This window comes from Pararhodobacter sp. (assembly GCF_036802785.1).
In the GTDB taxonomy this organism is placed as follows: domain Bacteria; phylum Pseudomonadota; class Alphaproteobacteria; order Rhodobacterales; family Rhodobacteraceae; genus Pararhodobacter.
The window spans coordinates 1-14,915 of sequence record NZ_DAIRVN010000099.1; the positions used below are offsets into that span (position 1 = coordinate 1).

Here is a 14,915-nt window from a genome sequence, read left to right on the forward strand (position 1 = left end):
CATCGAGTCCCCGGTACCGTCCGAGCCCACGCCGGCCGAGCCCGCCCCGGCCATTGAGGATCCTGTGATCGAGGGAGCGGCGGCGGATGCTCCGGCTGAAGATGTGGCCGAAGTCATCGTTTCGGACGCGATCGAGGCGGGCGAGGCCGCCGGTGAGGACGCACAGACCTCTGCCGAAGAAATCGTCTCGGAAATCATCGCCCAGTCGGATGCCGCCGCCGCAGAGGTTGAAGAGCGGATCGCTGAATCGGTCGCCGCGATCGAGGAAGCCGCGCGCGAGGGCAACAACGAAAACCTGATGGACGGCACCGGGACCGAGGACACCGGGACCGAAGCCGGAACCACGGCCACCGGCGCAACCGCCCCCGACACCGCCCCCGACACCGCCGGAGAGGCTACGGAAGCGGGCACCGAAGCGCCCGCCGTCGAAGCCGAAGGCAGTGCCGCCGCCGATGCCACCCTGCCGACACTCTTCACGGTCGAAGGGTTCGAGTATAACGCCGCGCTGCAAGCCATCGAGACCTCGGAAATGGGTTCTCTGAACCGTGCCGCCGCCCTTCGCATCATGGAAGGTCTGCGCGACAACCCCGATGCCGTCGCCGCGGCACTGCCGCAACTGCGCGCGCTTCTGGGCCTCTGACCCCCCGGGGTTCCGACATCCGGCTTGCCGGACGTCACCAAAGACACCATGCAAAAGGCCCCCGGGAAACCGGGGGCCTTTTCATTGCCTGCCCTGATGGCGCAGGTTCAGATCCCGTCGCCCACAAAGGCCTTTTCCACCACATATTCAGCCGGTTCGGAATTGGCGCCCTCGTTCAGGCCCCAGCCCTCAAGGATTGCCTTGACGTCGATATTGAAGGCCATCGATCCGCAGACCATGGCCCGGTCATGCGCCGGGTCCATAGGGCCGGGCAGTCCCAGATCGGTGAACACCTTGCCTGAGGCGAGGTTGTCGGTCACCCGCCCCATGCGCTCGGACGGCTCGCGCGTGGTGGTGGGATAGTAGTGCAGCTTGCCTTCGACCAGCTCGCCGATCAGCGGATCGTCGCGCAGCGCGGCCACCAGCTGGCGGCCATATTCCAGCTCTGCCACTTCGCGGCAGGTATGCATCAGAACAACCTGTTCATATTTCTCATAAGTTTCCGGATCGCGGATCAGCGAGGCAAAGGGGGCCACGCCGGTGCCCGTCGCCAGCATCCACAGCCGCTTGCCGGGCAACAAGGCATCCAGCACCAGCGTGCCCACGGGTTTGGGCCGCAGGATGATCGGATCGCCCGGGCGGATATGCTGCAGGCGCGAGGTCAGCGGGCCATCGGGCACCTTGATCGAGTAAAACTCCAGCTCCTCATCCCAGTTGGGGGAGGCGATGGAATAGGCCCGCAGCAGCGGCTTGCCGTTGTCACCCGTCAGCCCGATCATCACGAACTCGCCTGACCGGAAACGCAGGCTTTGCGGGCGGGTGCAGCGGAAGGAAAACAGGCGGTCGGTCCAGTGGCGCACCTCGGTGACGGTCTGGGCATCGGGAAGGGTGCGCACGCTCGGCGTTGAAGAGGCGTCGGTCATGGATCGGATCGCTTTGCTCATGGTGGTTTCCGCAAGGGGTTTAGCGCGCTGCGGCCGCAAACAAAACCCCGCAGTGAAAGGAGGAGCCGCAAGAGGAGGAGGTGAAAGCGCTCAGTGATCGGGCTGATCGGACCGCCAATCCTGCTCTCGTCGCCAGACGGGCTGAAGAACGGACATTGCGGCGCGCTCGACCGCTCGCGGCATGTGACGCGCGGGTGACCAGCAGGCGGTATTCTGCCAGTGCTCGCGGGGCTGGCGCTGCGCCTGATGCGGCTGCAGCTCTATCTCGGTGAATCCCGCGCGCCGGGCCAGCGTGTAATGCCCGGCCAGCACCGCGCCATGCGCGCGGATGCGGCCCCGGAACCCCGCGCGCCGCAGTGACGTTGCCAGGTCATAGCCCGCCGTATCGCCGACATGGCGCAACCGGATGCGGATCAGCACGATGCGCGGCAAAAGACGGCGCAGCCGCAACCAGCTGGCGGGCGTGCATTCCGGATCGGCCAGATCGACCGCCAGCCGCCCGATCGTCGCCCCCACCTGCGGCGAGACCGCCGCAAGCGGAACGAAACCGTCGCGCCAGTCATCCGGGTGAAAGCCCGTGTCGGTTACCAGTATGACCATGGTTCAGAACCTCATGTGCTGCTCGCACCTCCCCCGGTGCGGTCCGGCGAGGCCAGAATGTGCCGCCCCGGCCCTGCGCGCCATGATGCGGATCAAACAGGGCCTGCCGCTTGCCCGTCCTGCCCCGGCGCGCTAGACAGAGGGCCTGAGCCGCGCCTTTCCTGTGCGCAAAACCAGCCGGACCCCATGCCCGCCCCTGACCTGGACGCCCTCGACCGCAAGATCCTTGCCGAATTGCAGGAAGACGCCAGCCAGTCGCTGGACGATATCGCGCGCAAGGTCGGCAGTTCGAAAACGCCGGTCTGGAACCGCATCCGCAAACTGCGCGAGGCCGGGGTGATCGGCCGCCAGACGGTCCTGCTCGACCCTGAGACGCTGGGGCTGGAGGCATGCTTTTTCGTCCTGATCCGCACCGCCGAACATGAGCCCGACTGGCAGGAGCGCTTCCTCCATTCCGTCCGTTCACGCCCGGAAGTGATGGAGGCGCACCGGCTGGCGGGCGATATCGACTATATCCTGAAGGTCCGGGTGCGAAACGCGCGCGCCTATGACACCTTCTATCAGGCGCTGATCCGCGATGTGCGTATCCATAACGTGACCGCCCTGCTGTCGATGGAAGAGATCAAATCGACCACCATTCTGCCGGTCTGAGCAGGACCGGCCCGCTCGGCCCGTAACCGGCCCGTGACCTGAATGCCTGCTTCGCAGACGCCTTTTTGTTCAGAAAAGGGGGCGCTGCCCCCGCCCGACCATCTGCGATGGCCGGACTCCCCCGGGATATTTCTGAACAGGTGAAACACGGGCGCGGCGCCCCCTTCATCTTGCCGGAAATACGCATCCTTTTTCTTCTTCTCCGCTCCCTTCGCTTCCTGCCGTTGACCTTTCTCCCCGCAGCGCCACAATTGCACCATGTCCGCATTCACCTCCCGACTCAGCCGCGCGCCCCTTCCCTTCGACACCGATGCCGGGACGGAAACCGCAACCCGTTTCACCGATCTTGCGCCTGAGCTGCGCGCACTGCTGGCCGGTACCGCCGGGTGCAGCCCCTATCTCAAATCCCTTATGGAGCGTGAAAGCGACTGGCTGCGCGAAGCGCTTTCCGGCAGCCCCGAAGCGGCACTTCGGTCCGTGCTCGACAGCCTTGGCCCCGCCGCACCCGACACCATCGCCAGCACCCTGCGCCGTGCCAAGCGGCGCGTGGCGCTTCTGGCCGGGCTGGCCGATCTGGGCGGCGTCTGGCCGCTGGAGGCGGTCACCGGCGCCCTGACCGATCTGGCCGACCGCGCCACCCACCGCGCGCTGGCCACCGCTCTGGCCGAGGAAATCCGCCGCGGCAAGCTCCCCGGCGCGAAGCCCGGTGACGAAGAAACCGGCGCGGGCATGGTTGCACTGGCGATGGGCAAGATGGGCGCGCATGAGCTGAACTATTCCTCGGATATCGACCTGATCTGCCTGTTCGATGAAGCGCGCTTTGAGCCGACTGATTACCATGATGCCCGCGCCGCCTTCATCCGCGCCACCCGCAAGGCGGCGGCGCTGCTGTCTGATCATACCGGTGAGGGCTATGTCTTCCGTACCGACCTGCGCCTGCGCCCGGACCCGTCTGTCACCCCGGTCTGCATCTCGATGGAGGCCGCCGAGCGCTATTATGAAAGCCTGGGGCGCACATGGGAGCGAGCGGCCTATATCAAGGCCCGCCCCTGCGCCGGTGATCTGGCCGCCGGGGCGCGGTTTCTGGAGGTGCTGCGCCCCTTCGTCTGGCGCCGCCATCTGGATTTCGCCGCCATTCAGGATGCCCATGACATGCGTCTGCGCATCCGCAGCCACAAGGGGCTGGGCGGCGCGCTGGTGCTGGAGGGGCATAATCTGAAACTCGGTCAAGGCGGGATCCGCGAGATCGAATTCTTCACCCAGACCCGCCAACTGATCGCGGGCGGGCGCGACGAAGGCCTGCGCCAGCGCGACACGATGGGCGGGCTGGCCGCGCTGGCCGCAAAGGGCTGGGTGCCTGCGGTTGCCGCGCAGGTGCTGGCGGCGCATTACCGCGCCCACCGTGAGGTCGAGCATCGCCTTCAGATGGTCAATGATGCGCAGACCCAACTTCTGCCCAACACGCCTGAGGGGTTCGAGCGGATCGCGCGCTTCATGGGCGAGGGGGATACCGCGCGCTGGCGCGCCGCGTTGAAGGAGCGTCTGGAAGAGGTCGCCGCCCTGACCGAAGATTTCTTCGCCCCCTCCGAGGCCGCGCCCCTGCCGGACCTGCCCCAGCCGCAGCAGGAAATCGTTGATGGCTGGCGCGCCTATCCGGCCCTGCGCTCGGCCCGCGCGCAGGACATCTTCAACCGCCTCAAGCCCGAGATCCTCTCACGCCTGCAACGCGCCGCCCATCCTGATGAGGCGCTGATCCAGTTCGACCATTTTCTGGGCGGGCTGCCCGCCGGGGTGCAGCTTTTCTCGCTCTTTGAGGCCAATCCGACCCTGATCGACCTTCTGGCCGATATCTGCACCACCGCGCCCCGACTGGGACAGTATCTCGCGCGCAATTCGGGCGTGCTTGATGCGGTGATCGGCGGCGATTTCTTTGACGCCTGGCCGGGCACCAAGGCATTGGAAGCCGATCTGGGCACGCGGTTGGCCGGTGCGCGGGACTATGAGCATATGCTCGACGCGGGGCGGGTCTGGGTGAAGGAATGGCACTTCCGTGTAGGGGTGCACCACCTGCGCGGGCTGATCGACGCCTTCGAGGCCGCCACCCAGTATGCGCAACTGGCCGATGCGGTTCTGGCCGGGTTCTGGCCTCGCGTGACCGCCGAGTTCGCGCGCAAACATGGCCTGCCGCCGGGGCGCGGAGCGGTGGTGCTGGGGATGGGATCGCTGGGGGTGGCGCGGTTGAATGCGGGCTCGGATCTGGACCTGATCGTGATCTACGACCCCGCCGGGCAGGAAAGCTCGGAGGGGCCGCGCCCGCTGGGCGCCCGGCCCTATTACGCGCGCCTTACCCAGGCATTGCTGACCGCGCTTTCGGCCCCGATGGCGCAGGGGCGGCTCTATGAGGTGGACATGCGCCTGCGCCCTTCGGGGCGGCAGGGGCCGGTGGCGACGGCGCTGGAGAGCTTTCGCAACTATCAGTGCTTTGAGGCCTGGACATGGGAACATCTGGCCCTGACCCGCGCGCGCGCCGTCGCCGGCGAACCTGAACTTGCCGCCGAGGTGGAGGCGTTCCGCCGCGAATTGCTGACGCTCAAGTCAGGCGGAACGACGGTGGCGCAGGATGTGTCGCAGATGCGCGCACGCCTGCAGGCCGCCAAACCCGGTCAGGGCGCGCTCGATGCCAAGGACGGGCCGGGGCGGCTGCAGGATATCGAACTGCTGGCACAGATGGGCGCGCTTCAGGCCGCTGCCCCGGCCCGCCGGACCGAGGCGCAGCTTCTGGCCGCGCGCCGCTCCGGCCTGATCGACAGCAGCGACGAGGCCGCCCTGCTGAGCGCCTACCGGCTGATGTGGCGCGTGCAATGCGCGCAGCGCCTGCTGGCGGACCGGATCAGCGACCTGCAGGATCTGGGGGCGGGGGCGCGCGCCTTCCTGCTGCGCGAAACCGGCATGCCTGATCTTGAAACCCTCGCCGCCGCAATCGCGCAACATGCGGCGACCGCCAGCGCCATCATTGACCGGCACCTTCCACCACCTGAGGAAAGCGGGTGAAACGCCGCCCGCTTCTTCCTGCACGCCGTGACGACGAGGGGCCGCGCAGAGGGGGCGCTGCCCCCGCCCGTCCTGCTGCGCAGAACGGACTCCCCCGGGATATTTAAGAACAGGTGAAGCAGGGGCGCGGCGCCCCCCTTCATCTTGCCGGAAATACGCTGGGGGGTGAATTGGCCGCAGGCCAAGAGGGGGGCAACGCCCCCCTCAAGGGCGCGTGCGCGCCCTTTCGCTTCGGCAAAACAGGCGGGCGGGAGGGAACAGTGCCGGGCCGGTTCAGCCCGCGTCCGGCAGGCCGATGCGGGCCATGTCGTAGGGGGTGGACTGGTATATCTCGTTGATCCAGTTCCCATAAAGCAGATGCGCATGGCTGCGCCAGCGGTTGGTGGGGCTGCGCGAGGGGTCATCGCCGGGGTAGTAGTTCACCGGCACATTGATCGCCTTGCCTGAGGCCACATCGCGGTCGTATTCTTCCTTCAGCGTGCTGCTGTCATATTCAAAGTGGTTGAAAATATAGAGCGCGCGGTGGCCCGGGTCTTCGACAAGGCAGGGCCCCACCTCGTCCGAGCCCAGCAGCGTCACCAGTTCCGGCACCGCGTCGATCTCATCCTGGCGCATTTCGGTCCAGCGGCTGACCGGGATCAGCACATCATCGGAAAAGCCGCGCAGAAAGGGCGAAATGGGCGCGAGGTTGCGGTGGCGGAAGCAGCCGAAGGCTTTCTGCGCCAGCAGATGCTTCTGCACCCCGTGAAAATGGTGGATCATCGCCATCCCGCCCCAGCACACGCCGAAGGTGGAATGGACATTGGTCTGGGTCCATTCAAAGACCTCGCACAGCTCATCCCAATAGGTCACCGCGTCGAAATCCAGATGCTCGATCGGCGCGCCGGTGATGATCAGCCCGTCGAATTTCTCCTCCTTCACCTCCTGAAAGGGGCGGTAGAATTCTTCCATATGCTCGGCGGCGGTGTTCTTCGTCTGGTGCTCGCTCATGCGGATCAGGCGGAAATCGATCTGCAGGGGGGTGGCGCCGATCAGCCGGGCGAACTGGTTCTCGGTCTGGATCTTCTTCGGCATCAGGTTCAGCAGCCCGATCTTGATCTGCCGGATGTCCTGCCGCGCGGCGCGGGTGTCAGAGATCACCATCACGCCTTCGCGCGAGAGCACGTCAAAGGCGGGCAGATTGGTGGGCAGGGCGATGGGCATGGGGCAGTTCCTTGGCGTTCAGGCAGCGTCGCGCGCGCGGCGTTTCAGTGCCTCGGCGATCAGGTCGTCAAATTCGGCGGGGGACTGGAGGCGGGCCACGTCATCGGCCTGCACCGTCACCCCCCAGTGCCGCGCCATCGCGGCATAGCGGGGCTGGCGATGGGCCATTGCGCGCGCATAGGTCCAGCGCACGAAGCTGTCGGGGTCCACCTGCGCGGGCGCCTTGCCGCTTTCCGCCAGATAGCTGTTCCAGCTCTCGATAAGGAATTCCGGCCGGTAATACATGGGCTTGGGCGCGCGGTCAAAACGTCTGACCAGCTCAGCCGTATGGGCGTCGGAGCCTTCGATCCAGACCAGAAGCATGTGCCGGGCCAGCACACTCAGTACCGGATCGGTTGGTTTTTTGGGGTTCACCACTTCGCAGATCGAGCCGCCGGAATCACAGACAAAATGCTCATAGCCATAGAGTTCGCGCGCGCGGGTGATGAAATGCGGCGTGTCCAGCAGCGCGGCGATCTCGGCCTCGCGGTGCTGGGTCTGTCGGTTGCGGTACTCATCAAACGCCAGCCCGCCGCGCGCGGGATCGCCCGGTTTGCCCAGATAGGTGCTGAGCGGTGCCAGATTGTCAAAGGTGATGTTGGAGCGGATGCGCACGGAATCGGACAGCAGCAATTCACGCAGCAAGGGAACCTTCATCGCCTCGCGCTTGAAATTGTCGGCGATGGCCTCGCCCATGTAGCGCGTGCCGATGCGGTAATCGACCGAGTAGTGAAACCAGCCGCCGCCCCGCAGCAAGGCGGCGGTGCGGGTTTTTCCCAGCCCCGACATGCCGAACAGAAGCACCCGCTTCTGCGCGCTTTCCAGCCATTCCTTGGCGGATTCGACGATCATTTCCGTGCTCACTTTGCCTGTGGTTGCCGACTATGCCGCGCTCAGGGGCGGGGTTCAAGCCGGGTGACGCCCACCCCGCCGGCGCGCGCCAGTTCGGGGTCAAGCGTCATCGGAATGTATTCGCCGCGGCGCCAGAGCACCCCCAGATCGTCATAGTGACGGCTGAGCGGGTGGCCGGACTGGCCGGTGGCGATGATGAAGACCGAGGCCTCGGGGTCTGCCATGTCATAGACCCCGCGATAGCCCGCGCCATGGACATTGGCATAGGGCTCCGCCCCGGTGCCGCGTGTGCGCCCGCGCATCAGGGTATGATCCCCGCCCGAGGTAGACTGACGGATGTTCACGAAATGGCGCAGGATCGGCACCTCGCCCAGCACCGGATGGTCATGCACGGCCTGATGGGCATCCCCCCAGCGCCAGCTTTCGATACTGCTGCCGAAGCGCTGGCGCAGTTCGAGCAAGGCGGCATCCAGTGCGGTGCGCGCGATATCGGTGCAGGTTTCCACCACCGCTGACTGAACGACATCGCACCAGCCCCCCGCCCCGTTGATATTGCGGTAGACCCGCTCGATGAAGAGCGGCTCCATATGGGTGAAGATGTCGGCCACCGGGCCCAGTTCGTCGCGGATCAGGCGCGATTGCAGATGGCGCATCCAGGCGGCATAGATCAGCGGCTCTGGCAGATGCTCGTTCATCTCGCCGTTCCAGTCGGCCAGCAGCCCCAGCGCCTGCTGGCGCATGGCCTCAGCGGTGCCCGCTTCCGATGGTTCGCCCTGAAACCACAGCTCGGCCCCGACCAGCGGCAGAAGGTTGCGCGCGGCCTGACTGACGGTATCGAGCTGCGCCTCGATGAAGCTGTCGCGGGTATGCACGGCGCGCTGGCGCATCAGATGCATCCAGCGTTCAATCCGCGTGCTGTCGCCCCATTCAAAGCTGACATGCAGCGGAAAGGGGCGTTCCAGCGGTTTGTTGTTGGTATTGCCCAGAAGGCCCGTTTCGGGGTCCAGAAAGCGGGGGTTCGCGCTATAGGGAAGAACGCCCTGCCAGCGCGCGTTTTCATCCCAGCCCGGCGCGGGCAGGCGCCCCTGCGTGGGGTGGTCGGCACTGCGCCGGGGCATATGGCCGATCATCTGCATGGCGATGCGCTCATGGTCAATCAGCATCAGGTTCTGCGAGGGGGCGACATAGCCCTCACCCGCCGCGATCGCCGCGTCGATATCACCGGCCCGCATCAGCGCGATTGCCGCCGAGATCGAGGTATCCTCGCGCGTCAGAACCGTCCAGCTGACGGCCGCCACATGCCCCGGCGGGGTGACCGAGGCCAGACCGTAGTGGCTGCCCGGCAGAACCGGCCCGTTTTCCGTCCAGCGCAGGGTGACGGTGACCGGGTCACTGTCCTTGACCTGAATGATCGAGCCGCGGGTTTCAAAGGTGGCCCACGCCTCCGGTGTGCGGTAGCGGGTGGGGTTTTCGGGGTCCAGTTCCTCCATGAACACATCCTGATCATCGAGGTAACTGGAAGTCAGCGCCCAGCCCAGCTGCTCAGAGCGCCCCACCAGCACCGCCGGAATGCCCGGAATGGTGCCACCGATCACGCCGCCGGTTTCCAGCTCCAAGCGCGCCAGATACCAGACCGAGGGCGCCGTGAAGCCCAGATGCGGGTCATTGGCCAGAAGCGTGCCGCCATTGGTCGAGCGGTCAGGTGCCGCCGCCCATGCGTTCGAGGCACCGGCAAATTCCAGCGGCGGAAAGGGTGACAGCATCCCACCCGGCAGATCGCCCGGCGCATGGCGCGTCATGGCAAGCTGCGTGGCGGTCAGGCCCGGGAACAGGCTGGCATAATCGGGCAGCGCCGCCACCCCCTGCCCCGGATCATCCGGCATCAGGTCGCGCGCGGCGTCATCATCCATCAGCGCGGTGATGCGCGCGCGGCGCACTTCGGCATCCAGATGGCCGGAAAGCTGAAGCGCCATCAGCTTGAGCAGCGCAACCGAATCGGCGGGTTGCCAGAGGCCGATCTCGACGGGGAACAGAAAGTATTCCGGCGCGCCCCGGCCCAGCGCGCGCTCGTTCACCGCGGTGATCCATGCGTTGACCCCGCGCGCATAGGCCTCCAGCGCCGTGAGCGTCGCCGCGTCCTGATGCTCGACCGAGGCCTGCGCAAGGCCATAGACATCCAGCCGCCGGATCAGCTCATCCGTGCCAAGGGTGCGCGTTCCGAATACCTCCGAAAGACGGCCCTGCGCGGTGCGGCGCAGAAGCGTCATCTGCCACAGCCGGTCCTGCGCATGGGCAAAGCCGAGGCCAAAGAACACATCCTCGTCGCTTTCGCCAAAGATATGCGGCACGTTATGGGTGTTGCGCGCGATTTCCACTTCCGCACCCAGCCCGCGCACCTCCCATGTGCTGCTGTAATCCGGCAGAGAGCGCGACAGAAAATAATAGACGCCGCCAAACCCCACGACAAAAATCACCACCAGTGCGGTGGCGATACGCAGGAGCCAGCGAAACAGGGTGAGCATGCCCGCGTGTTCCTCGTGTTGACCTCGGGTTTCGCTTCGTTACCTATGGTGTCACGCGCGTCAGCGCAATTCAAACGATGCAGAACGGGGGCATGCGATGGCAAAGGTGGCGTTTCTGGGGCTGGGGGTAATGGGCGCGCCGATGGCGGGGCATCTGGCCAAGGCCGGGCATGAGGTGCGCGTGTTTAACCGCACCGCCGCCAAGGCTGAAGCATGGGCGCAGGCGCATGGCGGCAGCCACGCCCCCACCCCGCGCGAGGCCGCAGCGGGTGCCGAATTTGTGATGGCCTGTGTGGGCAATGACGATGACCTTGCGCAGGTCTGCCGGGGCGCAGACGGGGCATTCGCGGGCATGGAAAAGGGCGCGGTCTTTGTCGATCACACAACGGTTTCGGCCAGCATCACGCGGGCCTTGGCCGAAGAGGCGGGCGCGAAGGGGCTGGGCTTTGTCGATGCGCCGGTATCGGGCGGTCAGGCGGGGGCCGAGAACGGGGTGCTGAGCATCATGTGCGGTGGGTCCGAGGGGGATTATGCCCGCGCCGAGCCGGTGATGGCGGCCTATGGCCGCAATGTGAAGCGGCTGGGCGAGACGGGCTCAGGCCAGCTTGCCAAGATGATGAACCAGATATGCATCGCAGGCCTGGTGCAGGGGTTGGCCGAGGCGTTGCGCTTTGGCGAAAAGGCCGGAATGGACGGCAAGGCGGTGATCGAGGTCATTCAGGGCGGGGCCGCCGGTAGCTGGCAGATGGCCAACCGCCACGCCACCATGCTGGACGGCAAGTTCGACTACGGTTTCGCCGTGGACTGGATGCGCAAGGATCTGGGCATCTGCCTGCAAACCGCCGACGAGATCGGCGCGCCGCTGCCCGTCACCGCGCTGATTGACCAGTTCTACAAGGATGTTCAGGGGATTGGCGGCGGGCGCTGGGATACCTCCAGCCTGATCGAGCGGCTGCGGAGGCTGTCATGACGCTTGAGGCCCGCATCCGGCAGGGGCGCGGTGAGGAACCGGCCGATCTGGTGCTCAAAGGCGGCACGGTCTGGTGCATGGTCACCGGCGCGCATATTGCGGGCGATGTGGCGATCTGCGGCGATACCATCGTGGGGATCGGCGCTGAGTATACGGGAAAGCGCGAGATCGACGTCAACGGCAAGCTGCTGGTGCCGGGCTTCATCGACACGCATCTGCATATCGAGAGCTCGTGCATCACCCCGTTTGAGTTTGACCGCTGCGTCGCCCCGCGTGGCGTGACCACGGCCATCTGCGACCCGCATGAGATTGCCAATGTCGCGGGGCTGGCGGGGATTGGCTATTTCCTCGATGCCTCGGCCTGCACGGTGATGGATATCCGCGTCAACCTGTCCTCCTGCGTGCCCTCGACGCATATGGAGACGGCGGGGGCCGCTTTGTCGGCGGGCGATCTGATCCCGCTGGCCGACCATCCGCGCGTGATCGGGCTGGCGGAGTTCATGAATTACCCCGGGGTGATCTTCCGTGACCCCGGCTGCATACAAAAGCTGGAAGCCTTTGCCGGGCGTCATATCGACGGCCATGCACCTCTGCTTTCGGGCCGCGATCTGAACGCCTATGTCAGCGCGGGCATCCGCACCGAGCATGAGGCGACATCGGCGCCTGAGGCGGTGGAGAAGCTGCAAAAGGGGCTCCGGGTGCTGATCCGCGAAGGCTCGGTCTCCAAGGATCTGGAGGCGCTGGCGGAGGTGCTGACGCCGCTGACCGCGCCCTACATGTGCCTGTGCACCGATGACCGAAACCCGCTGGATATCGGCGAACACGGGCATCTGGATTACATGATCCGGCGGCTGATCGAGAAAGGCTGCGATGCGCTTGCCGTCTACCGCGCGGCCTCGCTGTCCGCCGCCGAGGCCTTCGGGCTGAAGGATCGTGGCCAGATCGCGCCGGGAAAGCGCGCCGATATCGTGGTGCTGGATGATATCGTCACTTGCCGGGCTGAACGGGTATTCTGCGGCGGGGTCGAGGTAGGCGAGGCGGCGTTTGCGGCGCGCAGGACGGTAGCGCCGGTCGCGCGCCACTCGGTCCACCTGCCCGCGCTGACCCCTGAGAGCTTCCGCTACAGCGGCACGATGGATGAAACCCCAGTGATCGGCATCTGGCCCGGCAAGATCCTGACGGAGCATCTGCACGAGGATATCCCCGCCGACGGCGGCGACAAACGGCCCGACCCGGCGCGCGATCTGGCGCGGATTTCGGTGATCGAGCGGCATGGGAAAAACGGCAACATCGCCAATGGTTTCGTGCGCGGGTTCGCGTTGAGGCGCGGGGCGATTGCCTCGACCGTGTGCCACGACCACCATAATATCGCGGTGGTGGGCATGGATTACGCGGATATGACGCTGGCCGCCGCGCGGCTGGCCGAGATCGAGGGCGGGTTTGTGGTGGTGGAAGGCGGGCGGGTGCTGGCCGAACTGGCGCTGCCGGTGGCGGGGCTGATGTCGCTGGAAAGCTTTGAAGCGGTGCGCGACCGGCTGGTCCTGCTGCGCGAGGCCGCGCGGGGGCTGGGGGTGGAACTGGAAGAGCCGTTTTTGCAGCTCGCCTTCCTTGCGCTGCCGGTAATTCCGCATCTGAAGATCACCGATTACGGGATGGTGGATGTGGACCGGTTTGAAGTGATCGCGGGGTGACGGACGCGCTTTGGGCGGGGCATCGAACCCCGCCCAAAGCGCGCGCGGTTCCCGCGCGCAGGGGGCCAGCCCCCTCTGCCCGCTGCGCGGTCATTCACCCCCGGCGTATTTGCCGGCAAGATGAAACCGCGCTCAGCCGAAGTGGATATTGAAGCGCGCGCGGATCTGGCGGTCGGTTTCCGGGTCGATCTGGCTGGTCGCCATGGCAAGGATTTCCTCCTTCCGGCGGGTGGCGCTGTCCAGAAGCAGGGGTTGCCCGGCCTCCACCCATTCCTTGGGGCTCATTCGGTTGCCGACGGCGGGATAGATATATTCGGTCTGCATCAGCCGCAGCGTCTGGTCCGCGCCCAGATAATGGCCCGGCCCGCCCAGACAAACCTCTTTCATCGTATCAAGGCTGACGCTGTCTTCGCTCACATCAATCCCGCGCACGCAGCGCAGAACCTGACCCAGGATATCATCCCCCATCACCAGCGATTCCATGCAAAAGCCCAGCAGCGAGGCATGCATACCCACCGATTCATAAACCATGTTCAGCCCCGACAGGCCCGCCAGCACATTGGAAATCGCCTGCTCCCACCCCGCCTGCATGTCCGGCAGCTTGCTGTCGGCAATCCCCGCCGCCGCCCCGCCGGGCAGGCCATAGAACCGGTGCATCTGCGCGCAACCCGCCGTCAGAAGCGCTTGTTCCGCGCTGCCGCCGGACATGGCGCCGGTACGCAGGTCACTGACGAAGGGCCATGTGCCGAAAATCGCCGGATGGCCCGGGGCAATGGCGTTGACATAGACCACGCCCGCCAGACATTCCGCCACCGCCTGCACGATCGTCGCGGCAATCGGCGCGGGCGAGGTTGCCCCGGCCTGTCCGGCCGAGAGCAGAAGCACCGGCATGCCCGCCCGGATACAGGCCTCCATCGTGATGCAGCTTTCCTCGGCGAATTTCATCGGCGGCACGACGAAGCAGTTGGAATTGCTCACAAAGGGACGCGCGCGCCATTCCCCCTCGCCGCCCGCCACGGTGTGCAGCAGATCGAAGCAACCCTCGACATGCGAGGGGTCGGAAAACGACGTACCGACATGTTTGCGCGTTCCGGCAAGACAGGCGTAGAGCGTGTTGATATCCATATCGAAATTGTCCACCACATCGCGGCAGACCATGGCGCGCTGGAAGAAATGCACGTTGTCCAGATGCTGCACCAGCCGCGCGGCGTCATAAAGATCCTGCGCGGTGGAATCGCGGTAAGCCCCGGTGCGCGGATCGACCACATGCACCGCCGCCCCGGCAGTGCCGAAATGCACGCGCGTGCCCGAGAGCTGCAGATCAAAGCGCGGATCACGGCCGAAAAGGGTGATATCGCGTGCCGCTTTCGCCAGCATATCCTCGACCAGCGCGCGCGGAAAACGCAGCCGCCCGTCGGCGCCCGGCACAGCGCCCGCCGCTACCATCACCTCAACGCCAGACTGCGGCGCGTTGGCAAGGCCGATCACCTCCAGCGCCTCCAGCGCGGCGGCATGAATGCGCGCCATGCCCGCCTCAGAGAGCGGGCGATACTGCCCGCCCTCCAGCCCGGCGCGCACCGGGCGCAGGCCCTCGGCAAGGGGCGCGGCGCGCACCGCCATCTTCGCCGCACGCCCGCCGGCGCGACGCGCCCGCCCGGGCGCACAGAGATCATCGGTCATTCCGCCACCTCATTTTCTGTCTGAAAATATCCTCGGGGGGATCCAAGGGGGGCGCGAAGCGTCCCTCTTGGC

At 66.0% G+C, this 14,915-nt stretch carries 11 protein-coding genes; 5 read left to right on the forward strand and 6 right to left on the reverse strand.

What is annotated here, in order from left to right; all coding sequences use genetic code 11:
- On the forward strand, window positions 1-640 hold a 640-nt coding region (locus V7Q53_RS21680; protein ID WP_333830962.1), incomplete at its 5' end, for a hypothetical protein.
- A 107-nt stretch (window positions 641-747) separates the two neighbouring features.
- Here the strand turns inward: V7Q53_RS21680 and V7Q53_RS21685 are convergent.
- On the reverse strand, window positions 748-1,584 hold the full coding sequence (locus V7Q53_RS21685) for a ferredoxin--NADP reductase (protein ID WP_333830963.1): 837 nt from the start codon (window positions 1,582-1,584) through the stop codon (window positions 748-750).
- Window positions 1,585-1,674: 90 nt separating this feature from the next.
- Window positions 1,675-2,184 carry a DUF934 domain-containing protein gene (locus tag V7Q53_RS21690; RefSeq protein WP_333830964.1) on the reverse strand — a complete coding sequence of 170 codons (510 nt, stop codon included), beginning with the start codon at window positions 2,182-2,184 and terminating at the stop codon, window positions 1,675-1,677.
- Window positions 2,185-2,370: 186 nt separating this feature from the next.
- Here V7Q53_RS21690 and V7Q53_RS21695 point away from each other — a divergent pair, with 186 nt between their 5' ends.
- The gene (locus tag V7Q53_RS21695) at window positions 2,371-2,835 is read left to right on the forward strand and encodes an Lrp/AsnC family transcriptional regulator (RefSeq protein WP_333830965.1); all 465 of its coding nucleotides are present in this window, start codon (window positions 2,371-2,373) and stop codon (window positions 2,833-2,835) included.
- 258 nt (window positions 2,836-3,093) lie between these two features.
- The gene (locus tag V7Q53_RS21700) at window positions 3,094-5,886 is read left to right on the forward strand and encodes a glutamine-synthetase adenylyltransferase (protein WP_333830966.1); all 2,793 of its coding nucleotides are present in this window, start codon (window positions 3,094-3,096) and stop codon (window positions 5,884-5,886) included.
- Window positions 5,887-6,159: 273 nt separating this feature from the next.
- On the opposite strand, the gene metA is transcribed toward V7Q53_RS21700, so the two are convergent.
- The 3 genes from metA to V7Q53_RS21715 are packed head-to-tail and all read right to left on the reverse strand — an operon-like array spanning window position 6,160 to window position 10,502.
- Window positions 6,160-7,089, reverse strand: coding sequence for a homoserine O-acetyltransferase MetA (gene metA / locus V7Q53_RS21705; RefSeq protein WP_333830967.1), 930 nt, complete (start codon window positions 7,087-7,089; stop codon window positions 6,160-6,162).
- An 18-nt stretch (window positions 7,090-7,107) separates the two neighbouring features.
- Window positions 7,108-7,980 carry an ATPase gene (locus tag V7Q53_RS21710; protein ID WP_333830968.1) on the reverse strand — a complete coding sequence of 291 codons (873 nt, stop codon included), beginning with the start codon at window positions 7,978-7,980 and terminating at the stop codon, window positions 7,108-7,110.
- Between the two features lie 41 nt (window positions 7,981-8,021).
- Window positions 8,022-10,502: a penicillin acylase family protein gene (locus tag V7Q53_RS21715; protein WP_333830969.1), complete on the reverse strand. Its 2,481-nt coding sequence runs from the start codon at window positions 10,500-10,502 to the stop codon at window positions 8,022-8,024.
- 97 nt (window positions 10,503-10,599) lie between these two features.
- Between V7Q53_RS21715 and V7Q53_RS21720 the strand changes: the two genes are divergently transcribed.
- Both V7Q53_RS21720 and ade read left to right on the forward strand, forming a co-directional pair.
- Entirely contained in the window at window positions 10,600-11,472 is an 873-nt protein-coding gene (locus V7Q53_RS21720; protein WP_333830970.1) for an NAD(P)-dependent oxidoreductase, read from the forward strand.
- Window positions 11,469-13,163 carry an adenine deaminase gene (gene ade, locus V7Q53_RS21725; protein WP_333830971.1) on the forward strand — a complete coding sequence of 565 codons (1,695 nt, stop codon included), beginning with the start codon at window positions 11,469-11,471 and terminating at the stop codon, window positions 13,161-13,163. The genes V7Q53_RS21720 and ade overlap by 4 nt, the downstream gene beginning before the upstream one ends.
- 132 nt (window positions 13,164-13,295) lie before the next feature.
- Here the strand turns inward: ade and V7Q53_RS21730 are convergent, their stop codons facing one another.
- Window positions 13,296-14,843, reverse strand: a complete 1,548-nt coding sequence (locus V7Q53_RS21730) for a trimethylamine methyltransferase family protein (RefSeq protein WP_333830972.1) — start codon at window positions 14,841-14,843, stop codon at window positions 13,296-13,298.
- Between the last annotated feature and the right edge of the window lie 72 nt (window positions 14,844-14,915).

Bases quoted from the DNA above. Each gene is read 5' to 3' on its own strand.
- V7Q53_RS21685 (WP_333830963.1), bottom strand. From the start codon at position 1,584: ATGAGCAAAGCGATCCGATCCATGACCGACGCCTCTTCAACGCCGAGC.
- V7Q53_RS21690 (WP_333830964.1), bottom strand. From the start codon at position 2,184: ATGGTCATACTGGTAACCGACACGGGCTTTCACCCGGATGACTGGCGC.
- V7Q53_RS21695 (WP_333830965.1), top strand. From the start codon at position 2,371: ATGCCCGCCCCTGACCTGGACGCCCTCGACCGCAAGATCCTTGCCGAA.
- V7Q53_RS21700 (WP_333830966.1), top strand. From the start codon at position 3,094: ATGTCCGCATTCACCTCCCGACTCAGCCGCGCGCCCCTTCCCTTCGAC.
- metA (WP_333830967.1), bottom strand. From the start codon at position 7,089: ATGCCCATCGCCCTGCCCACCAATCTGCCCGCCTTTGACGTGCTCTCG.
- V7Q53_RS21710 (WP_333830968.1), bottom strand. From the start codon at position 7,980: ATGATCGTCGAATCCGCCAAGGAATGGCTGGAAAGCGCGCAGAAGCGG.
- V7Q53_RS21715 (WP_333830969.1), bottom strand. From the start codon at position 10,502: ATGCTCACCCTGTTTCGCTGGCTCCTGCGTATCGCCACCGCACTGGTG.
- V7Q53_RS21720 (WP_333830970.1), top strand. From the start codon at position 10,600: ATGGCAAAGGTGGCGTTTCTGGGGCTGGGGGTAATGGGCGCGCCGATG.
- ade (WP_333830971.1), top strand. From the start codon at position 11,469: ATGACGCTTGAGGCCCGCATCCGGCAGGGGCGCGGTGAGGAACCGGCC.
- V7Q53_RS21730 (WP_333830972.1), bottom strand. From the start codon at position 14,843: ATGACCGATGATCTCTGTGCGCCCGGGCGGGCGCGTCGCGCCGGCGGG.